This is a genomic window from Flavobacterium sp. Root935 (assembly GCF_001429295.1).
Taxonomy (GTDB): domain Bacteria; phylum Bacteroidota; class Bacteroidia; order Flavobacteriales; family Flavobacteriaceae; genus Flavobacterium.
Window position 1 is genome coordinate 105,451 of the sequence record NZ_LMJL01000010.1, and the last position, 23,144, is coordinate 128,594.

Here is a 23,144-nt window from a genome sequence, read left to right on the forward strand (position 1 = left end):
TACAGCTAAGATTAGTGAAAATTCATGAAATTAGACACAAAAAATTAGAACGGATATCCGATAGCAATATTTAAAATTAGATTGTCTTTTCTCCAAGAACTATCTCCAAAATCAATCTTATCAATCACCCATCGCTGTCCGTCTGGAAGCGCAGGATTACGAAGTGGAATTGCTAAATCTGTTCTTAAAATCAAAAATGACAAATCAAAACGCAAACCTACTCCGGCACCAACTGCAAGTTCTTTCATAAAATCTTTTGAAATTTCAGCTCCTGGTTTATCTGGGTCGGCATTTAAAAGCCAAATATTTCCAGCATCTAAGAACACTGCTCCTCGAACAATACTAAACAATTTAGCTCGATATTCTGTATTAAATTCCAGCTTCAAATCTGCTGATTGATCTGGTGTATAATTATTATTTGTTGTCGGCGGAATCACATAACTACCCGGTCCTAACGTTCTGGCTCTAAAAGCTCTAATACTATTCGTTCCTCCTACGACAAACTGCTTTGAAGTTGGAAGTGTATTTGAGTTTCCATAAGCAAATCCGGCACCGAGAATTAATCGGCTTGCTAATTCGCTTTCTTTTCCGAGTTTTAAATAATGCCTGAAATCTGTTTTGATTTTTACATATTGGCTAAACGGAACATCAAATATAGTCTTTACATTATCTTTCTTATAATTGGCACCTGTAACCAATCCTGTAATATTTCCCGCTAAATCCAATTCACCATTAAAATAGATGGTATTTTTTCGGCGTTTCTGCATGGTATTCGTATAGGTATAATTGTAAGTCGGACCAAAAATCAACTGTTTTTCAATTACTTTTCCAAGCGCAGGATCTTCTTTTATATCTGCCAAATATTCTGGTGTAACATGATTTGGACTCACATAGGTAACATCAATAACATTTAATTGATGTTCTTTACGAATGTTTTCTTTCCATAAATAACCAAATGAAGTGTTGAAAGAATTCAAGGCATACAACTGTGTTCTTTTTTGATATTCGTAACGCAAAGTTGCTTTAGTTCTTGGCACAAATTCGCTGTTTCCTTGTATATTAAATGGCGTTATAAATCGTGGCCAAGTCAAACTAACTTCCCCTCCGAGTTTATAAATATTTTTTCCTCTATTCACTCCCCCAAGCTGGAAATCAGCTCCTCCAAAGACCGAAGCTGTAAATAATTCTGCTCCTCTAAAAAAGTTTCGATTGTTCCAATTTAAATTTAATTCTGTCCCCGTGTAACTTGCTGAATTGGTTTTACCTATAACTTCAACACGAATAAACTTTTTAGGAAGCAAGGTTAAATAATAGTAGGAATTTAAAGCATTTGGAATCGAATCAGACGGTTTAAATTCGTTTTTCACAAAACTGAATGTTCCCAGATTTACAAATCGGTTTAAAGTTAAATTGTGATCTTTTCTATTGTATAAATCTCCTTTTTTAAAGTAAATAGTTCGATCATAAACTCTTGGTTTAAAAGTTTCTGCAGTGTCTATTATTGTAAAATCTTTGTATTGTGTGATATTTCTTTTTCGATAAACGGCACTATCGTTTGTAAGTGAGTAATTTGGATAAACAAATATTTTATCAATCTTGTAAGAAGTCAGCGCTTTTACTGGCGTATCATCTTTAATTACAAGTCTAATTTTCACTTCATGATTTCCTTTAGTACTGTCTACTTTTGCTAAAATATAATCTGGATTAAAATAAAAATATCCATTTTCTTTTAATCTCGCATCAATACGTTCTCTCTCGGCTTTAATGACATCCAAATCGTAAGGTTTTCCAACTTTAAGAAGACTTCTACGGTGGCTCTTGGCTATAATCTTTGATATTCTTAAAGAGTCATCAGGGAAAGTAACACTTTTTATAATGTATTGCTGTTTCGGAGTAACGGTGTATTCTGCAGTTACTCTTTTATTTCGAACAGTCGAATCGGCGCTTACACGGCTTTTAAAATAACCTCTGTTTTCCGTAAAATTTCGCAAAACCGATGCGTTATAATCCAAATCAACTTTGCTGAATAAAACTGGTGCTTCTCCCACTTTATTTCGAAGCCAATATCGTGTTCCTTTTTGTTTTTTAGGTTCTCCAGCCAAATTATAAATCCATAATTTAGGACGTAAACCGAAAATCTGTTTATTAGGTTTTGGACGCAATAAATCTTTCAATTCAGTTTCCAGCGCCTTACGGTCTTTCTTTTTCATCAGCGAATCTTTTACGGTAACCGAACCGCCGACATAAAGCAAATCGCCTTCTGGAAGATATTTGGTATTACTGCATCCTACAATAAAAAACAAGGAAAACAGTGCCATACACTTGATATAAAATTGTCTTATATGTTTATGTTTTCTGCTCATTTCCTTCAATTTGTTTTTCTTCCTGATTTTGTATTTCTGGTTTTTCTTTTGCTTCTTTTTCTTTCTGTTTTTGCTTTTCTTTTCGAATTTTTTCTTCGCGGATCATTTCTTTTTCCTGCTCACTGCGATGAAACAACTCTCTAAACTTGTTGTAACTCATTGTAATCACAAATGCAACTCCTGTTTCAACAACCTGACCTTCAACAGCAACTTGATATTGGTTTTTTCTGTAGGCACGAACCATATATCTTCCGTCTTTTGTTAATTGATAATCTAAAGCAACATCGCCGGCAATATTCGTACTTTCTTCATTGGCACGTTCCTGTCCTTCAACACCAAAACTGCTTCCAACGGTTACTTTCAATCGGTCATCCAACAATCTTTTTGAAACTTCAACATTCAGGTCGGTTCTATTCTGCATAGTTCCAGTCGTATAATCTTCCGTAGATTCTAAGTCAAAATTTACTTCAAATCCCGTGATCAGTTCGCCTGCAAGATTGTTTAACTGCTGCGAAAGTATTTTACTTACACTTTGTCTGGCAAAAGATTCAGCACTTGCGCCGCCGCTTTCGCTCGAAAACGGATTTTCTCCAACAAATCTATTTAATAATAAAAGTGCAAAAACCTGCTTATTTAATTCTGCTGGATCTTGTTCCAGTTGTTTTAATCTTGTCTGCGTAAGTTCAACCACATCTGAAGCAACATTATAATTTCCTTCAGGAAGTGTAATTCCAAAAGAGATTTCTGGTTTCATCAGTTCACCGTTCATTTTCAATAAAGTCTGAAAAGGAAGTTTTTGTTTGTATGTATTTTGCACCGTTTGAGGTTCGCTTTTTAACTGATTCCCTAATAAATCAATCGGCGCTGCATCTACTTTATAAATGGCGGTTATATTTAAGTTGGCTAATGTCGGTTCGCCATTCCATGTGATGTAACTTCCTTTCTGAATATCAAATTTTCTTCTGATGCCGTTGAAATTCATTTCGTAAGCTCCATCAGAAAACTCATATTTACCAGTCAGAGTTGTTTTACCCGATTGATCGATTCCGCCGACTAATTCTGCTTCACCCTTTAATTTTAGATAATCACCATTTCCTTTATCAATCAGCAAAGTCAATTCTGCTTCTTTATCAATCGTAATGGCAACGTTTACATCCATTCCTTTTAGTTCCGATTGATCGAGTTTATTCTGCATGTCAACAGTTTGTTTCAGATACATATTATCTTCATCAACAAACTCTACAATTCCTTCTCGATCTGCAATTGAAGGATCTGACTGCGGCAATACAACCGTAAATTTGGTTTCTTTATTTATTTTAATCGTTCCGTCGACAACTGGACTATCCAAATTTCCTTTGATATTCAATTTGGTATCCAAAAACAAATCACCATAGAATAAATCATTATCTGCTGCTTTAGAGTTTATGGCTCTAAAATCATTTGCTTCTACCAGAAGATTAAAATTATACTTCACAAAATCAGCCGATTGAATAGTTCCGTTTACATACAATTCGTTGTCATTTTCATCAAAAAGAGAGAACTTATCAAATGAAATCGTTTCATTATTAAACGTGATTTTTTCTTGTCCAATTTTAAAGTACGAATTCAATTGTGTAACTCTAAAAGCTGCATCATTAAAATTTAATTCACCGTTAATTTTTGGAGCCGAAGTATTTCCTGTCAATTTAAAATTCCCAGAAAGAAAACCTTTCCCCTCTGTTATATTTCCCATGCTAAAACCTTGAACGCTTTTGATATTCAATTTATTAATTGCAACATCAAAGTCAAAATTCCCTGCATCCAGTTTATAATCTCCAGTTAATTTTACATCATTTCCTTCGTCGCTTAAAGCAACATTCGCAGCAAGCGTATTAGCGGTTTTATTATCTACTTTTATTTCTAAATCACCTACTTTTTCAGCTTTAAAAGTAAAATCATCAATTTTCAGATCTGATGTAAAAGTCGGATTGGTCATAACGTTTTCGACCAAAGCATTTCCGTTTATTAGACCCTGCATCAACAACTCATCTTTTTTAACCATGTTCATAATGGTTTCAATTTTGAAGTTTACAAAATCAACTTGAAGCGGTGCATTATTCTGAGTTCCCTGCGACTGAATTTTTAATTCATTACCAGAGTTATCTATATAGAATTTGTTGATATAAAGTCTTTTATCTCCAAACTCAATCGAATTTTCGGGATCGACATTCCATTTATCATAATTTAAAACGAAGTTTTCTGCATCAATTTTAAAGATGTTTTTAGAATTTTCATGGTTAAGATTTCCAGCAATATAATATTGCTGTTTGTCTTTAACATCTTTCACTTCCAGCGCATACGTCAAAATGTTGTTTTCTACTTTTCCAGACAAACTAGTAAACGGAATTTTAAGAGAACCGCTTTCGATTGTGGCAACAGAAACCAAATATTCTAAAGCATTTTCTTTTGCTTCAATATTGATTCTCCCGTCTGAAATAGTATTATCGGCATACACGATTCTCGGAATAGTTCCTTTTATGGCTAAAGAATCTGTTTGGTTATTATAATTTCCATTTATGGTAAAAGGCTCTAATCCAGTTAATTTTGGCAATAATTTAAAAAGAACAGGATCATTATCTACTTTTAATTTGAACGCCAATCGCTGTTCGTCAGATTCTGCGTTGACTTTCGGATTTTGAAGGTCAATATATTTAGACAATGATTTTTGAATTGAATTTGATAAAGTGGTCAGCTTATATTTTCCTACTACTTCGGCTTTTAAAAATTGTGACGAAATTTTAATCGAATTACTGTCTTTATCTGCAAAAGCAAGAACGCGGATCGAATCTAAAACAATTGGTTCGGCATCCTGCAAAATCTGAATGTTCGAAAGAAAAACTTTTCCGTTTAAGAAATCAGGATTGCTGTTTGCGATATCTGCATCGACATTTCCGCGAAGCTTCATTGGCCCGGCATGCAGATTCAGTTTTTCTAGATCGGCTATATCTAGATTTAGTTTTAATTTTATGCTTGGATATTTGTCTTTTGTATCACCTGAAGCTGTTAAATCAAAATTCAGATTTGGATCTTTCATTCCAGATTTTACAGCAAAAGAACCATTTTCGATATTTCCTTTTAGAGCTAAATCTTTGTATGTGTAGCGATTAAAAACAGCTTTTTGCACCAGACCATCAATTGCCGCATTTGCCGTTTTTGGGTCTAAACCATTTCCTTTTACTTTCGCTTTAAGCGTAATTTTTCCAATCGAATCGTTTTTAATTAATCGGCCAACATTAAAATCCAGTAAATAAACCGTTGCATCGTATTTCTCTCTTTTTTTAATACGCTGATCAAATAAAGCATCAACTTTGGCATTTCCGAAACTGCTTTTTAAGGCTAGATTAGTTTTAAAGTTTTGAACCGATCCTTTAAATTTTCCCTGTAGATTTAGTTGAGAAGGCAATTGAATGTTTTTTGGAATTGTCCCAGCCGGCACAAACATATTAATGTCTTTTGCGGTGCTCGAAATGTTTTTAATATTCAAGTCGTAATAAGCTTTTTGCGCATCCGGCAGTCCGGCGATTTTCCCCGAAAGGGAAACTTTTGTAGAACCTATTCCTCTCATTTCGAATTTCGAAATATTCAGATCTTTTACTTTTCCATTTACTCGGCTGTCCACATACAAAATTGCATTTGGATTACTCTTAAACGGATTTGTTTTTTGTAAATCTGGAACAAACAATAAAATGTCTTTGAAACCAATTTTTGATTGTTTCAAATTAGCATCAACAGACAAATTTCCTAAATCTTTTTGAATAGATTCCAGCGATTTGTATGCTGCTTTAATTTTATCCTGCACAAGGGTTTGCGGCGTTTTCAAATACAAATTATTCAAATACGCATTTTTTGGTCCGTAGAAGAAATCCGTTTTTAAAGCCTGGATTTGTAAACCGCTTTTTTCGTTTACGGTAAGTGTGTTTATGTTTCCAGAAATTGTATCGTTTGCATAATATAATTTCTCTGCTTTAAAATTGAATTTACTCAAATCTAAATGACTGTAATCTAAACCTTTTGTTTTGGGTTTTGACTGCATATCATCAAATTTAAACGCTATATTTTCTAGATTGGCATCATTCAGCTTAACTTTCCAGCCTGCTTGTTTGATAGAAGTTGAATCTAAATCTGGCGCTTGAATTTGTTTGTCTTTTGCGCCTAATCTTAAATTTCCGCTTAGGTTTTTTACTTCAAAAGTGTCAAAATCTAAAAGCTGCTTATTGAGGTCAATTTCGTTTACAGCCAAATTTAAATTCCCTAAACGAATCCCCGAATTTAATTTTGAATCTTTATTGTCGTATAAAATATCAATTTTAGCTAAAGTGATTTTATCTAGTGCAAGTTTGAAATCTGGTCGTTTTGAAATGGTATCGACAGTCTTAACTGAAACTTCAGCAATTCTTTCCACAACATCTTGATCTAAAACTACTTTTAAGCCATTTAAATTGATATTCGGAATATTAAAATCCATTTTATCAAGGTCAAATTTCTTGAATTTGGTATCAAAATGGGTCAGATTTACATGAATATCATTTTTAGAAAAATCATCTTTAAAATTGAATTTTACTTGATCGAGATTTACTTTTACTACAGAAATTTTGAAAGGTTTGGCATCTGGATCTTCAACTTTTGGTTCTTTAGATTCAAACGCTTTTATAATATAATCGAAATTAAAAACCCCATCTTTATTTCTTGAAATATTAGCTTTTACATTTTCAAGTGAAACTGAATTGATTTCAAGTTCGCTGCTTACGAGTTTAAAAAGATCAACATCAACCTCTAATCGTTTACCAGCCAGTAACGTATCTTTTTTCTGGTCTTCAAAATAAAAACCTTCCAGCACTACATCTTTTGGAAATTTAATGGAAATATGATCTAAGGAAACCTTGGTTTTAATCTTATTATGAAGATAAGTAATCGCTTTATCCTTAACGAAATTCTGAACCGACGGAACTTGAATTAATATGATAAGAAGAAGTAAAAGTGCCACTATAGAAACCACGCACCATAACAGTACACGAAGTGTTTTTTTTAAATAATGAATGGGTTTCTTATTCATACGTCAATAAAATACATGATTAAATTGCTTCTGAAAAAAGCATAATTAGACATTTTACAAAAATGTAAAATTTAAACTTTAACAATTTACACAATTATCAGGAATTATTCTAAAATTTTACTGTTAAAAAGCTGTCATTGGTTACAACCAAAGGCTTTTTATAATTTAAAATTTTATATGAGGCAGTTTATCTCCTATTGCAATTATTTTTTGATTCAGTTTTTGCAAGAATTTTTGATGCTGTTCAGATTCTGGGTTAAAGCTTCTGTGACGTAGGCTTTTTTGAATTTCATCTACTTCCTGCATTAGCGCAAAACTCTCTTGCGAAATATAATTTTCGCTGAAAAGCTTCCAGATATAATCTATAGCTATTTGATTAGGATGAAGCATATCTTCTGAATAAAAACGATAATCGCGAAGTTCATCCATCATTATTTCGTAAGACGGGAAATAATGATGAATTGTCAATTGTGAATTGTCAATTTTTAAAACGTTGTGAAGCGCTGTAAATAAATGTGATTTACTTAACTGGTTTTCTACGAAACCGTCTTTTGTATGACGAACTGGAGAAATCGTAAAAATGAAATTTATCTCTGGATTTACAGTATGAATTAACTCAATTGTACTTTGAATACTTTTTTGAATTACATCAACAGATAATAGTTCTTTTGAAAATTGCTTTTGAGGAACTTTATGACAATTAGCAACTACTTCTTCACTTTCTACATTTCTGTAAATCCAAGAAGTTCCAAAAGTTATAATAATGTGCGTCGCTTCTTTTAGCTGTTTGTACGTTTCTGTAACCGCTTTATTTAGGCTTTCAAGAAGTTCTTGTCTATCAGCATTACTTAAATCAGAATGAACATCAAAACTATGCCAGCGTTCGTTATGAAAGAAAACATCTTTTTCTCCGAAAAGTTCCTGATGGCAAACTTTTTTAAATAGTTTCTCAATTGAAACAGGATTAAATATAATTCCAAAAGGATTTGTTTCATTTTGAAATTTGAAGTAATCGAATTTCTCCGCCATATTTTCTGCAAAACAAGAACCAATAGAAAGTAATTTCGAATTATAATCGATTGGTTGATTACTTTTTAAAATTGGAATTTGGGTTCTGAATTGCATGGAAGTTCTTTTGTGTAAATTTCGATTATTTTTTAGAAATAAAAAAGCCAGATGCAATTTGCTCTGGCTTTTATAAAATAAACTTATTTAATAAGTGTATTCAATTACTTTTAGAACTGTCCCATGGGAGTCGTATATGATCTTTTTGATTGGAAATCCTTTAGCATCATAATCATAGTCATTTGTAGATATCATAAAATTAGATGCTATATTATTAGTTACATTGAATGTCGTTTGTTTTACAACATTATTTGCCGAAAGGATATTTGGCTGAAAAGATATATCTTGTCTATACAACAAATTAAAACCTTCTACATTTTTAAAAGGATTACTATTAGTATCATAATCATAACTGTTTGTAGAAACAGAATCACCATAAGTCGAAACGATTTGATCTAAATTTCCATTTGAAAAAGTAAGTGTTTCAAAACCTTCGCTTTTTGTTTTAACTCCAGTTTTTTGATTTACATTATAAAATTCCACCTTAACTGTTCCGTCATTATTATCTGTGTAAACCTCTTCAGAAGAATAACTATTAGGTACTACAGTAGATATCGTCGCTAATTTGCCATTTAAATAACTATATGAGATTTGCTTTTGAATAGTATTTGAAGCATTTGAAATAACTTGTTTTACTATTAAGTTTCCGCTATAAGTATATTCTGTTTTTCCACGCTCATTTGTAATACTAACAATCTTATTTCCATCATAGACAATTTTATTTGTTAAATTTTCAGAAGAATAATTTGGATCACTAAGTTTAATAGTTTTAGGCAAAACTACAGTTTCCGCTTTTGGAGTAACAATTTCATCTCGATTACAAGCTAATAGTGTCAAAGCTAAAGCACTAAAAAGGCATACAATTTTTTTCATTTTTGTAAATTAAAAGGTTAAATAATTATACCAAAAGTATATTCCTCCAAATGAATTATATACCTCTAAAGGTTTTATCAATAACAGAAAACGACAAAATTGTAATTTTAAACTTAGATTATATTTTTAAGATCTAGAACTAAATTTTTACTATTTCCTGACCTTTATGTTTATCCCAAAAATTAAAAAGCCAGAAGTTACTACTTCTGGCTTATAAGCTAAATTGATTATCTCTAATTAGTAGAAATATTGAGTTGAATAAGAAATTCCATCAATCTTATCATTACTCTTTTCAGGGTAGCCTGAAGTATTGTAAGTGTAAGTATAAGTACCTGTAATTACGCCATCCGTAGTTTCAGAAACTTCATTATGTGCAATACCAGTTCCTTCACCATCCACAAATGCAATTTTATTGAAGCCTAAAATATTTTTAGCTGGATTATTTTTATCATCATAGGTGTATTTTCTATCAGGTTGATTTCCTGTAATTGAAATAATTTCAGCAACTTCACCATTTACAAACTTAATTGTTGATGTTCCGCCAACACTAGTTTGGACTTCACTATCCCCTCCATAAGACTGAACAGAAATTGTACCATCTGCATTATAAGTATAAACTTCTTTATGTCCCCAATCCATATCAGGCTCAACTCTCACAAAAGTTGCTAATTTATTATCAGAATTATAAGTGAATGTATTAACTTGTTCGATAGAACCATCAGAAAGTTTAAATTCAATTTTGGTAATTAAATCACCTGTGTAAGTGTAATTCATAGAGCCAGTCTCATCAACAATACTCACAATTTTGTTACCATTGTATGTATAATTTACTGTGCTTTTACTTTCTCCATCTTGGCTTGTCAGAATTACTTTTTTTAGCAAAACTGAATCAGAAGAACCAGAAGGTGAATCATCGCTTGAACAAGAAGTTAATGATAGAGTCAAAGCTCCAAAAAGAAGTAAAAATTTTTTCATAGTTTTTTTGATTAAATTTGTTATTGGTGCAAACGTAATACAACATAAAACTAAAACCTTACGGGATTCCGCATTCAGATAAATAATATAATTCAAACATTATTTAATACACTAATAGCAAGCGATCTAAGAATAATCAACTTAAAAATAAAATTTAATCATAAAGAAAAAAAGGTGTAAATACTTAGCTTTTTTCCTGCATTTTTAAACATAGAGGCTAAAAATGGGGTTTAAAAAAAATTTACATTTTTAATAACAGAAATCAACTATACATCCCCAAACAATTCCTTATTTTTGCATCTTCCACTTTTTAAAATCTTATATGAAATTATTATATACTTACATCATCAAACATAAAATGCTTTTATTTTTTGCTTTGATCATGGCTTCTATCAACATTTGTTTCAGTTTATCAGACTCAATAATTACAGGAAAACTAATGCAGGACTGCGGAGTTGGTTTACACAAATACGCAGGAAATCCAACCGGTTTCATCAAATCTTTATCTTTCTGGCTTGGTCTTTCGCTTGGAGCCGCTATGATTTCCAGAATTACCAAAAATTTTCAGGATTACTTTACTAATGTCGTGATCCAGAGAACTGGAGCTCAAATGTATACAGACGGAATTAAAAAATCTTTAGATCTTCCTTATGCTGAATTTGAAGATCAGCGAAGCGGTGAAACTTTGAGTAAATTAACCAAAGTACGTTCTGATTCTGAAAAATTGATTACTCTTTCTATTTCATTGATCTTTCAGACTATAATAGGATTCATATTTGTAATCGTTTATGTTGCTCGAATTGACTTTAGAATTTCTATTATCTTTTTAATTACAGCTCCAATTATTGCTTTGGTAAGTTCTTATTTAGGTAAAAAAATTAAAATTGTTTCTAAAAAAATCGTTAATCAAACGAACGCTTTGGCAGGATCAACAACTGAAAGTTTAAGAAACATTGAATTGGTAAAAAGTCTTGGTTTGACTTATCAAGAAGAGAAACGTCTAAACTTAAACACTTTTAAAATTCTACAGTTAGAATTGGAGAAAATTCGATTTATTAGAAGTTTGAGTTTCATTCAAGGAACAACAGTTCACTTTTTAAGAACTTGTGTTGTTTTTACTTTGTATTATTTCTTATTTGGAGGAAAAATTATTGTTGGTGATTTACTAACAATGGTATTTTTTACTTTCTTCATTTTCGGTCCGCTTCAAGAACTTGGAAACTTCATTATTGCATTGAACGAAACCAAAGTTTCAATGGAAAATTTCAAAGTCTTATTAAGCGCTCCAAAAGAATTCCGTCCAAAAACTCCAAAACATGTTGGTGCAATTCAATCCTTATTATTTTCGAATGTAAGCTTTCAGCATAAAACGGCCAAATTTAAAGCGGTTGAAAATATCAATTTTGAAATCAAACAAGGGCAAACTGTAGCATTTGTGGGTCCGTCTGGTTCCGGAAAAACAACTTTGGTAAAATTATTAGTTGGATTATATACACCTGCTGAAGGTCAAATTTTGTATAACGATATTGATTCAACCGATATTGATTTACTCGATCTAAGAAAACAGTTAGGTTTTGTAACTCAAGATGCCCAATTATTCTCTGGAACAATTCGCGAGAATTTATTATTTGTTAAGCCAAACGCAACCGATGAAGATTTATATGATGCACTAAAAAGAGCAAGCTGTGACAAACTTTTGAGACGTGCCGAAGATGGTTTAAACACGACAATTGGAGAAGGCGGCATCAAAGTTTCGGGTGGAGAAAAACAACGTTTATCTATTGCCAGAGCTATTCTTAGAAATCCAAATCTATTAATTTTTGACGAAGCAACTTCTGCCTTGGATTCTATTACTGAAGAAGAAATTAACGCCACAATCAGAAATATATCTGACAAAAATAGAATTACTGTTTTAATCGCACACCGTTTATCTACTGTAATGCATGCTGATAGGATTTTTGTTTTGGAACAAGGTAAAATCATCGAGCAAGGTAAACATGATGATTTAATTGTTGAAAAAGGATTGTATTATGCTATGTGGCGCCAGCAGATTGGAGAGCGTAAATAATAGAAAAAACCGTTACAAATTTGTAACGGTTTTTTTAAAATAATATGATTTTTTTCTTTGTGTTAGTAAGTATATTCAAATGACTCACCTCCGTTTGCTGATTTAATTAAATAGTTATCAGAATTATATGTATTAACAAAAATAGTTGTGCCCTCAACAACTTCTCCGGTTTTTTCTATTACTTTTAAAACATTATTAGATGAGTTAATTTCTTTATCAAAAATATCTGAGTCTAGTAGTAAGCTATATCCTAAAACATTTTTAAATGGACTATTTTTAGTATCATACTCGATTGTATTAGTGTAACCATTAAATTCAGCTTTAACAATATTCCCTTTAGAATCTAAGGTAAACAAACTATTCTCATAATTACTCTCTTCTTGGGTTTCTGGATTAATTAAAACTGTTTTAGTAGAAATTGTTCCATTTTCATTATAAGTATATATTTTTTTTCTACTTGATGAACTATCTGAATAAACCTCTAGGTAAGATTTTAGTCTATTATTTTCATATGTAAAAGTAGTTGTGGTGGAATAGGTTCTACCACCATAACTTTCTGTATACACAGCACTTGTAATAAAATTACCTGTATACTTAAAGTTTGTTTTATCACCATTATCGTATGTAAGGCTTACTATTTTGTTTCCGTCATAAACATAACTAACAGTGCTGTTTTCTTGGGGATAAGAAGCATTAGTATATATTTCCTTTTTGGGTAAAAGTAATTTTTCTTCTGATATTGAATCATCATCCTTAGAACATGAAGCAAACACCACAAAAGAAGCTGCTAAAAAATAAAATAAATTCTTTTTCATTATATTTTGGTTTTAAATTCATGCAAAAGAAAACGTTTTTGCTTTAGTTAAACTCCCCAAAAAGTTATCCGAATAACACTTTAAGACATTTCTTATAAATATGAAAACTAAAAAACCCGACAGATTTTAAAAATCTGTCGGGTTTACTTATCTATAATTCCAAAATCTCAGAACTTTAGTAACTTAGTCCCGAGGCTTAGGGATAGCACCTTTATTTAACAAACTCACTTGCCTTAGCCAAAGCCTCTGCAATTCCATTTGCATTTTTACCTTTTCCAGATGCGAAGAAAGGCTGTCCTCCTCCGTTTCCTTCAATATATTTACCTAATTCTTTGATTACTGCGTTTGCATTTAAGCTTTTGCTTGCAACCAATTCTTTAGAAATATAGCAATGAATATTTGGCAATCCATCTTCTACAGAAGCTAAAAATACGAATGAATCTGGTTTTGAACTTCCCAATGCTGAAGCTAAATCTTTTGTAGAAGCCATGCTCAAATCTACTTGTTTAGCTAGGAAATTTACACCGTTAACTTCTTGGAAATCTTTCTCTAATTCAGATTTTAATGCTCCTACTTTTTCTTTTAATAACTGCTCAACTTGTTTTTTCAATTTCGCATTATCATCTTGTAAAGAAGAAACTGACTTTAAAATATCCTGTGGATTTTTTAATGTTTCTTTTATTTCAGATAATGTATTTTCCTGATTTTGATAGAAGTCTTTTACTGCATCACCTGTAATTGCTTCAATACGACGAATTCCAGCCGCAACCGCACCTTCAGAAATGATTTTGAAATGCCAGATTTCAGCAGTGTTTTTCACGTGAATTCCACCGCAAAGTTCTTTACTTTCACCAAACTCAATCATACGAACATTATCGCCGTATTTCTCACCAAATAAAGCCATTGCACCTTTATCCAATGCTTCTTTAATCGGAATGTTTCTGTGTTCTACCAATTGCAATTGTGCTTCAATTTGTGCATTTACACTTGCTTCAACCTGACGTAATTCTTCATCAGAAACTTTGCTGAAATGAGAAAAGTCAAAACGAAGATAATTTGGATTTACCAACGATCCTTTTTGCTCCACATGCGTTCCTAAAATACTTCTCAACGCTAAATGCATTAAATGCGTAGCCGAGTGATTTTTTGAAGTTGATGTTCTTAAATCAGTATTTACTTTTGCCACAAAACCTGCTTCTACATTTTCTGGAAGCTGTTTTGCAAAATGTAAAATCAGGTTGTTTTCTTTTTTAGTATCGATGATTTCAATCGTTTCATTTGCAGAAACTAAAGTTCCTTTATCACCAACTTGTCCTCCTCCTTCTGGATAAAAAGGTGTATTATCTAAAACAATTTGGTACAAAACGCCATCTTTTTTAGAATCAACTTTACGGATTCTTGTAATTTTTACTTCGTTTTCTGTTTTATCATAACCCACAAATGTTTCTACATTTCCAGGAATTAAAACCTTCCAGTCTTCTGTAGAAACTTCAGAAGCCGCACGAGAGCGTGTTTTTTGCTTTTGTAATTCTACTTCAAATTCTTCTTCTTTATATGAGAATCCTTTTTCTTTTAGAATTAGAGCTGTCAAATCTTTTGGAAAACCAAATGTATCATACAATTCAAAAACCTTAGCACCAGAAACTTCTTTTCCTGTAGTTTCTGCTACTACATTTTCTAACAATTGTAATCCTTGATCTAAAGTTCTTAAGAAAGAAGCTTCTTCTTCGCGAATTACATTCGTAACCAATTGCTGCTGCGATTTGATTTCTGGGAAAAATTCTCCCATTTGGTTTGCCAGAACTTCTACCAATTTATTGATAAAAGGTTCTTTTGTACCTAAAAATGTAAATCCGTAACGAATAGCACGACGCAAAATTCTACGGATTACATAACCTGCTCCTGTGTTTGATGGCAATTGTCCGTCAGCAATTGCAAAAGCAACCGCACGTACGTGATCTACAACTACACGAATCGCAATGTTTGTTTTATTTTGTTCTTCCGAGATATCTTTTACCTCGTCAGATGTATATTTTAAACCTGTAATCTGTTCTACTTTTTCTATAAGAGGTGTAAAAACATCCGTATCATAGTTGGATGTTTTTCCTTGTAAAGCCATACACAAACGTTCAAATCCCATTCCCGTATCAACGTGTTGTGCAGGAAGTTTTTCAAGAGATCCGTCAGCTTTACGGTTGAATTCCATGAATACGTTATTCCAGATTTCAACTACTTGCGGGTGATCATTATTAACTAAACTTTTTCCTGATACCAAAGCTTTTTCAGATTCTGGACGTAAATCAACGTGAATTTCAGAACAAGGTCCGCATGGTCCTTGATCTCCCATTTCCCAGAAATTATCTTTTTTATTTCCAAGGATAATTCTATCCTCGTCAATTAATGTTTTCCAAATATCCCAAGCTTCTTGATCAAAAGGAACATTATCTTCTTTGCTTCCTTCAAAAACAGAAACATATAAATTTTCTTTTGGAATTTTATACACTTCTGTCAAAAGCTGCCATGCCCAATTGATTGCTTCTTTTTTGAAATAGTCTCCAAAAGACCAGTTTCCAAGCATCTCAAACATGGTATGGTGATACGTATCAAAACCTACATCTTCCAAATCATTATGCTTTCCTGACACACGAAGACATTTTTGCGTATCGGCTATTCTTTTACTTTTTGGAGTTCCATTCCCTAAGAAAAATTCTTTAAACTGGGCCATTCCCGAGTTATTGAACATTAAGGTTGGATCATCTTTAAGAACGATAGGAGCCGATGGAACGATTAAGTGTCCATTGCTTTTAAAAAAGTCTAAAAATTGTTTACGTACGTCTTGTGATTTCATATTTAAATTAGAAAATGTATCTGTTTACAAATGTGTCAATTGATAATGTGATAATTAGAGAATTTGTCAATTTGATAATGCGTTAATTTTAAAATCGAAAACTAAAAACTTATGTTTTACAACAATAAATTCCCTATTTTGCGCATTATATAATTATGTAATTCCCCCAAATTATAAATTATTTTGTTCTTGTAAAAAAGCGGTCAACAACTGAAACATTTATCTGTTTTGTTCGTCTAACTTATTTTACGAGCTGCAAAAATAGCGTATTTTAAAATATGGCGAAAGTAAAATATTATTACGACTCAGAAAATCTGGCTTATACGAAAATAAAAACCAGAAAAAGAATTAAAATCGGTTACGCATTACTGTTTTTATTGGCTTCGGCACTGTTTGGCTTTTTAGTTTTTGTTCTTTTAATTAATACTCCCTATTTTGAAACTCCAAAAGATCGTTTACAGGCACGTGAAATTGAAAATTTAAAATTACAGTATTCGATTTTGAATAAAAAACTAGACGAAATTGACGAAGCTGCAGACGCATTAGAAGAACGAGACAATAATATTTATAGAGTTTATTTTAATAAAGCTGAAATTCCAGATTCTATTAGAAAAGCAGGTTTTAGAAATCCTGAAAGATACAAAGCTTTAGAAGGTTATAATAATTCGCAGTTGGTTACAAACACCACTAAAAGAGTAGATAAACTTTCTAAACAATTGGCAATTCAATCTCAATCTTTGGACGAAATATTGAAATTAGCGGGTGCAAAAGAAAATTTACTATTAGCAATTCCAGCGATTCAGCCCGTTCAAAATGAAAATTTAAAACGTGTTGCTTCTGGTTTTGGATATAGAATTGATCCTTTCACGAAAGTGCGAAAAATGCACAACGGAATGGATTTTACTGCCAACACTGGAGCACCTGTTTATGCCACTGGTGATGGCGTTGTAGCAAGAGCTGACAACACAGCGTCAGGCTTTGGGAACCATGTTGTGATCAGGCACGGTTTTGGATATGAGAGTTTATACGCGCATTTAAGCAAATACAACTGCAGACCCGGACAACATGTCAAACGCGGAGATGTAATTGGTTATGTTGGAAGCACAGGAAGATCTGAAGGACCTCATTGTCATTACGAGGTTCATAAAGATGGAAAAGTGGTAAATCCATTAAATTTTTACTACGGAAATATTTCTGCGGCAGAATATGTAGCAATTTCGCAAATGGCCAACCAAGAAAACCAATCATTAGATTAATATCACGAAAAAATAGTATTTTTGAAATAAAATAGAAAAAAACGAATCATGCATATTGAACTTTCTAAAGATAAAAGATATTACAGTATTGGCGAGGTTGCCAAGGCTTTTAATGTCAATGCTTCTTTGATACGATTTTGGGACAGTGAATTTGATATCCTGAAACCTAAAAAAAATGCAAAAGGAAACAGAATGTTCACTCCAGACGATGTTACAAATCTTCAATTAATTTACCACTTGGTCAAAGAAAGAGGTTTTACTCTTGAGGGCGCCAAAATACATTTAAAAGAGGGACAGAAGAAAACATTAGATAAATTCGAAATAATACGTAAATTAGAGTCCATAAAAACACAATTGAACGACATCAAAAACGAATTGTAATTAAAAATAGATATAAACATAAATCAAAACAAACATGAAAAAGTGGTTAATCCCTGTAGGAATTATTGTAGCACTTATTGCTATTATCGCATTTTGGTCGATTGGTATTAAAAATACTGCTTTACAACACAGTCAAGCCGTAAATAAAGAATGGGGAAATGTTCAAACGGCTTACCAAAGACGTAATGATCTTATCGGGAACTTAGTAAACACTGTAAAAGGTGCCGCTGATTTTGAAAAAGGAACTTTAACAGCAGTAATCGAAGCTCGTGCAAAAGCTACTTCAGTAACAATTGATCCAAGTAATGTAACTGCTGAGCAATTAAAAGAATTTAATCAAGCTCAAAGCGGTGTAAGTTCATCATTATCAAGATTATTGGTTTCTGTTGAGCAATATCCAACTTTAAAAGCAAACGAAAATTTCTTAAAATTACAAGACGAATTAGCAAGTACTGAGAACCAGATTTTAACTGCTCGAACTCGTTTTAATGAAGCTGTACAAGTTTACAACGGTTATGTTTTAAAAATTCCAAACAACTGGTTCTTGAGCGAATACAAAGAAAAACCTTATTTCGAAGCTTCTACGGGAGCAGACAAACCTGTTGAAGTAAAATTCTAAAAGATTAGAATAATATAAAATCTATCCCGTCCCGAGGTTTCGGGATCGGGACTAAACTCTAAAATTAGTCATGTCAAAAGTAGAAGATTTTTTAACCAAAGAAGAAGAACAAGAGATTGTTGAAGCTATTCGTATGGCAGAAAACAATACTTCTGGCGAAATTAGGGTGCATATAGAAAAAACAACTTCTAAAGCTCATTTTGACAGAGCTTTAGAAGTTTTTCATGAATTGCGAATGGATGAAACGAAATTGAAAAATGGCGTTCTACTCTATCTTGCAGTTGAAGATAAAAACTTCGTAATCTGCGGCGACAAAGGAATTAATGATGTAGTAGCTGATGATTTTTGGGATTGCACCAAAGATGTTATGACAAGCCATTTTAAATCTGGAAATTTTAAGCAGGGAATTGTCGATGGTATTTTAAATGCCGGAGAACAACTCAAAAAATATTTTCCATCTTTGGAAGATGACACAAACGAATTATCTAACGAAATCTCAAAAGGATAAATGATGAAAAATTCCAAAAATAAAATCTCAAATTCCAATAGAATTTTTCAGTTTACTCTTTTGTTTATATCGTTTTTAACCTGTAATATCATTTTTGCACAATTTGAGATTCCAGAAAAACCTAGTTTTCAAACTTCTGTTTACGATTACGCTAATGTTTTAAGTTCTACTGAAAAAGCACAGTTAGAAGAAAAACTTATTCGCTATTCTGATTCTACGACAACGCAGATTGTAGTGATTACCATTGAAAGTTTAAAAGGCGAAGATGTAAGTCAGCTGGCAACAAAATGGGGACAGACTTGGGGAATTGGAGGAACAAAACAAGATGATAATGGTGTTGTAATTCTATTAGCTAAAAATGAAAAAAAGATAGCTATTAATCCAGGATACGGACTTGAAGATCGTTTAACAGCTGGAATTGGCGGAACGATAATTCGAAATATAATTATACCCGAATTTAAGGCTGGAAGCTTTTACAATGGTCTTGATAAAGGTACTGATGCAATCATAGATGTTTTTAAAGGAAAATTTAAAGGCGAACGCAAACAAACCAAAGGCAAAGATTTTCCAATTTTTCCTTTTATTGTTATCGTCGTAATTGTACTAATTTTACTTGCCCGCAATAAAAGAGGCGGCGGAGGAAATTCTGGCAATAATGGCGGTGGCGGCCCTAGCCTACTCGATGTTATTATTCTGAGCAATCTTGGAAGAAGCGGCGGAGGTGGATTTGGAGGCTTCGGCGGCGGATCCTCTGGTGGTGGTTTTGGCGGCGGAGGCGGAGGTTTCGGCGGTGGATTTGGCGGTGGAGGTTTCTCTGGCGGTGGTTCTAGCGGTGGCTGGTAAACTTACTTTTTTTCAAGTTTTTTTGGTTTCTCCCGAAGTCTCGGGATCAAGTTTAGGTTTCAAGGTTAAAAAATCTTATTTTTACAATTTACAATTTAATATAGATGTTATCACATAAAGCAAAATACGCCCTTAAAGCATTACTTTATTTAGCAGAACAAGACGAAAATCACATTTCTAGAACTGTAGAAATTGCTGATGGCGCCAATATTCCTAAAAAGTTTTTAGAACAAATTTTATTAGATTTAAAACGAGGACGTTTTGTGAGCAGTAAGCAGGGAAAATTTGGCGGATATTATCTAATAAAATCAAAAAATGACATCACTCTGGCAGAAATTCACCGATTATTTGACGGTGCAATTGCACTTTTGCCATGTGCTTCTTTAAATTTTTACGAGCCTTGTTCTGATTGTAAAACCGAGTCTGAATGCAGTCTGCGTCATGGTTTAATGCTAATTAGAGACAAAACTTTAAAGGCTATGGAAGGTATCACAATCGCTTCATTGGTAAATAAATAAAAAAATATTTTTTAATTCCTAGTAAATCGATAGAATTAATATTTATATTTGCAGAAAATAATTAACTAATCATTTACTAAATTTTAACTCATGAAAGTACATTCTAGTCAATCAGGTGTAACAAAACTTTTGCAAAACAAACCAAAAAGACTTTCAGCCTCTACTGAGAGCAATTCATTTATAATGTGTATGTGTTGATTTAAAAAAAATTTATTTTAAATTCTACTAATCACATATACTTAATATAAAAATGAAAACATCTATAAAAAATATCTTTACATTATTATTATTTTTAACCTTCTCTATTTCATTTGCACAAAACATTGAAGGTGTAGTTACAACAAGTGAAAACATTCCTTTAGAAGCGGTAAACGTGGTAATTAAAGGAACTACTCATAGCGCTATAACAGACAACAGCGGTAAATTTATCATTGACTCACAAGGCAGATTACCATTGACTCTTTTGATTCAATATGTTGGATATAAAACAACTGAAATTGAATTAAGTGCCATTCCAGCAAATCCAATTCAGGTTGCTCTTAAAGAAGAAAACGAACTTGTTGAAGTTGTAGTTTCTTCAAGACGTCGTATCGAAAAAGTTCAAGATGTGCCAATTGCGATTTCTGTAATTACAGGAAAACAAGCAGAACAAACTGGGGCATTTAACGTGAACCGTATTAAAGAATTGGTTCCTTCTGTTCAGCTTTACTCTTCAAACCCGAGAAATACGGGTATCAACATTAGAAGTTTAGGTTCTCCATTCGGATTGACAAATGATGGTATCGATCCAGGTGTTGGTTTTTATGTTGACGGTGTTTATTATGCACGTCCGGCCGCTACAACACTTGATTTTATTGATGTGGAGCAAATTGAGGTTTTACGTGGACCACAAGGTTCATTATTTGGAAAAAACACAACTTCGGGGGCTTTCAATATTACAACTCGTAAACCAAGTTTTACTTCTGGCGCTGACTTTGAAGTGAGTTACGGAAATTACAATTTCTTACAGGCGAAAGCTTCTCTTACTGGAGCTTTGGGTAAAAAAGTCGCAGGTAGAATATCTTTCTCTGGTACGCAGCGAGATGGTCTAGTTGATAACATTGTAACTGGAAGACCTACAAATACTTTAAACAATCAAGGAATTAGAGGTCAATTACTTTGGACTCCAACAGTAAATACGAATGTTATATTTGCTGCCGATATTACAACACAGCGTCCTGACGGATATGCTCAGGTTGTTGCAGGTGTAGCTCCAACGCAAAGAGCAGCATACCGCCAATTTGATGCTATTATTAAAGATTTGAATTACCAATTGCCAAGTCTTAATGCTTTTGATCGTAAAATTGATCAAGATACACCTTGGCGCTCTAATCAAGATATGGGAGGTTTCTCTTTAAATATTGATACAAAAATTGGAGGCGGAACTCTTACTTCAACAACTGCATGGCGTTTTTGGAACTGGGACCCTTCAAATGATAGAGACTTTACAGGATTACAAGTTTTGGCAAAATCTCAAAATCCTACAAGACAAACTCAAATTACACAGGAAGTTCGTTACGCAGGACAGTTAACTTCTAAAATCAGCGGTGTTGCTGGAGTATTCTTTATTGACCAAACTTCGCAAACTGATGGTACTGAAGAATCTGGAAATGCACAATGGAGATTTGCTCAAAGTTCAACTAGTTCTTTATGGAAAACCCCAGGTCTTTTTGAAGGATATGGAATTAAAACCGATGCAAATATTAGAGCTTCTAGTGCAGCTGTATTTGGCCAAATTGACTGGGCTATTACTGATTTTCTTCATGTCTTACCAGGTTTACGTTATAACTTCGATAAAAAAGATGCTCATTATGCCCGTACAACTTATGGAGGTTTACAAACAACAGATCCTGCTTTACTTGCTTTGAAAAAACAAGTATATTCTGATCAGGCATTTGATTCTGCTATTGACAATACCGATTTTTCTGGAAACATAACAGTTACTTTAAAAGCTTCAGACAAAATTAATGCATACGGAACTTTCGCAAAAAGTTACAAACCAGTAGGCGTAAACGTTGCTGGACTTCCAACTGATTCTAAAGGTAATCCGTTATTAGAACTTGCGGTTATTAAACCTGAAAAAGTATATCATTATGAAGTTGGAGTAAAAACTTCACCATTCAGAAATTCCATTTTCAATTTAGCTTTCTTTAAAACAGATATTAAAGATTTCCAAACAAACGTTCAGGCTGCAGAATTAGGTGTTAATCGTGGATACCTTGCAAATGCTGACAAAGTACGCGTACAAGGTGTTGAATTAGATGCTAGTTTTGTTATAAATCAGCATTTAACTATTAATGGTGCTGCCACTTATACAGATGGTACGTATGTAAAATTTACAAATGCACCTCTTCCGTTAGAAGAAACTGGAGCTCCAGTATCTTTTAAAGATGTTTCTGGCACTAATTTACCAGGTGCTTCAAGATGGGCAGGATCTTTAGGAGGTGAACTTTCTGACAATGCAAGATTCTTCGGAAATGCTGGAAAAATTTTCCTAGCTGTTGATTCTTACGCTCGTTCTGAATTTTCTTCAAGCCCTTCGGCTTCAAAATATTTAGTTGTTCCAGGATATGCGATTTTCAATGCCCGTTTAGGTTTCCGTGCAGGACAAGGTTTATCTGTTCACTTTTGGGGACGCAACCTTTTAAATAAAGATTACTACGAGCAATTATTACCGGCCGGTGGTAACGCTGGACAATATGCTGGAGTATTAGGTGATCAAAGAACTTATGGGGTTACATTGAAGTACTCACTATAAGGTTAGAGTTAATTAGTTTAGTATTAAAACCGAGATCTATTTAAAAATATATCTCGGTTTTTT

At 32.9% G+C, this 23,144-nt stretch carries 15 protein-coding genes; 8 read left to right on the forward strand and 7 right to left on the reverse strand.

What is annotated here, in order from left to right:
* Window positions 1-44: 44 nt before the first annotated feature.
* From ASE40_RS11365 to ASE40_RS11385, 5 genes are all read right to left on the reverse strand, one after another.
* Complete coding sequence (locus tag ASE40_RS11365) at window positions 45-2,363, reverse strand: BamA/TamA family outer membrane protein (RefSeq protein WP_057117092.1); 2,319 nt, start codon at window positions 2,361-2,363, stop codon at window positions 45-47.
* On the reverse strand, window positions 2,347-7,455 hold the full coding sequence (locus ASE40_RS11370) for a translocation/assembly module TamB (protein ID WP_057117093.1): 5,109 nt from the start codon (window positions 7,453-7,455) through the stop codon (window positions 2,347-2,349). The genes ASE40_RS11365 and ASE40_RS11370 overlap by 17 nt, the downstream gene beginning before the upstream one ends.
* Window positions 7,456-7,620: 165 nt before the next feature.
* Entirely contained in the window at window positions 7,621-8,580 is a 960-nt protein-coding gene (locus ASE40_RS11375; RefSeq protein WP_057117094.1) for a GSCFA domain-containing protein, read from the reverse strand.
* An 87-nt stretch (window positions 8,581-8,667) separates the two neighbouring features.
* Window positions 8,668-9,453, reverse strand: coding sequence for a hypothetical protein (locus ASE40_RS11380; protein ID WP_057117095.1), 786 nt, complete (start codon window positions 9,451-9,453; stop codon window positions 8,668-8,670).
* Between the two features lie 237 nt (window positions 9,454-9,690).
* Entirely contained in the window at window positions 9,691-10,428 is a 738-nt protein-coding gene (locus tag ASE40_RS11385) for a hypothetical protein (protein WP_057117096.1), read from the reverse strand.
* Between the two features lie 322 nt (window positions 10,429-10,750).
* Here ASE40_RS11385 and ASE40_RS11390 point away from each other — a divergent pair, with 322 nt between their 5' ends.
* Window positions 10,751-12,496: an ABC transporter ATP-binding protein gene (locus tag ASE40_RS11390; protein ID WP_057117097.1), complete on the forward strand. Its 1,746-nt coding sequence runs from the start codon at window positions 10,751-10,753 to the stop codon at window positions 12,494-12,496.
* A 62-nt stretch (window positions 12,497-12,558) separates the two neighbouring features.
* Here the strand turns inward: ASE40_RS11390 and ASE40_RS11395 are convergent, their stop codons facing one another.
* Both ASE40_RS11395 and alaS read right to left on the reverse strand, forming a co-directional pair.
* Window positions 12,559-13,311, reverse strand: a complete 753-nt coding sequence (locus ASE40_RS11395; RefSeq protein WP_057117098.1) for a hypothetical protein — start codon at window positions 13,309-13,311, stop codon at window positions 12,559-12,561.
* A gap of 211 nt (window positions 13,312-13,522) precedes the next feature.
* The gene (gene alaS / locus ASE40_RS11400) at window positions 13,523-16,159 is read right to left on the reverse strand and encodes an alanine--tRNA ligase (protein ID WP_057117099.1); all 2,637 of its coding nucleotides are present in this window, start codon (window positions 16,157-16,159) and stop codon (window positions 13,523-13,525) included.
* A 278-nt stretch (window positions 16,160-16,437) separates the two neighbouring features.
* Between alaS and ASE40_RS11405 the strand changes: the two genes are divergently transcribed.
* From ASE40_RS11405 to ASE40_RS11435, 7 genes are all read left to right on the forward strand, one after another.
* A complete protein-coding gene (locus ASE40_RS11405; protein ID WP_057117100.1) occupies window positions 16,438-17,415 on the forward strand; it encodes a M23 family metallopeptidase in 978 nt (325 codons plus the stop codon).
* Window positions 17,416-17,463: 48 nt separating this feature from the next.
* Entirely contained in the window at window positions 17,464-17,796 is a 333-nt protein-coding gene (locus tag ASE40_RS11410; protein WP_057117101.1) for a MerR family transcriptional regulator, read from the forward strand.
* 34 nt (window positions 17,797-17,830) lie between these two features.
* The gene (locus ASE40_RS11415; RefSeq protein ID WP_057117102.1) at window positions 17,831-18,415 is read left to right on the forward strand and encodes a LemA family protein; all 585 of its coding nucleotides are present in this window, start codon (window positions 17,831-17,833) and stop codon (window positions 18,413-18,415) included.
* Window positions 18,416-18,485: 70 nt separating this feature from the next.
* A complete protein-coding gene (locus tag ASE40_RS11420; RefSeq protein WP_057117103.1) occupies window positions 18,486-18,923 on the forward strand; it encodes a TPM domain-containing protein in 438 nt (145 codons plus the stop codon).
* 3 nt (window positions 18,924-18,926) lie between these two features.
* Window positions 18,927-19,766 (forward strand): TPM domain-containing protein, encoded by an 840-nt coding sequence (locus ASE40_RS11425; protein ID WP_057117658.1) that lies wholly within the window; start codon window positions 18,927-18,929, stop codon window positions 19,764-19,766.
* Window positions 19,767-19,870: 104 nt separating this feature from the next.
* Complete coding sequence (locus ASE40_RS11430; protein WP_057117104.1) at window positions 19,871-20,284, forward strand: RrF2 family transcriptional regulator; 414 nt, start codon at window positions 19,871-19,873, stop codon at window positions 20,282-20,284.
* 250 nt (window positions 20,285-20,534) lie between these two features.
* Window positions 20,535-23,081 (forward strand): TonB-dependent receptor, encoded by a 2,547-nt coding sequence (locus ASE40_RS11435; RefSeq protein ID WP_057117105.1) that lies wholly within the window; start codon window positions 20,535-20,537, stop codon window positions 23,079-23,081.
* Window positions 23,082-23,144 lie beyond the last annotated feature (63 nt).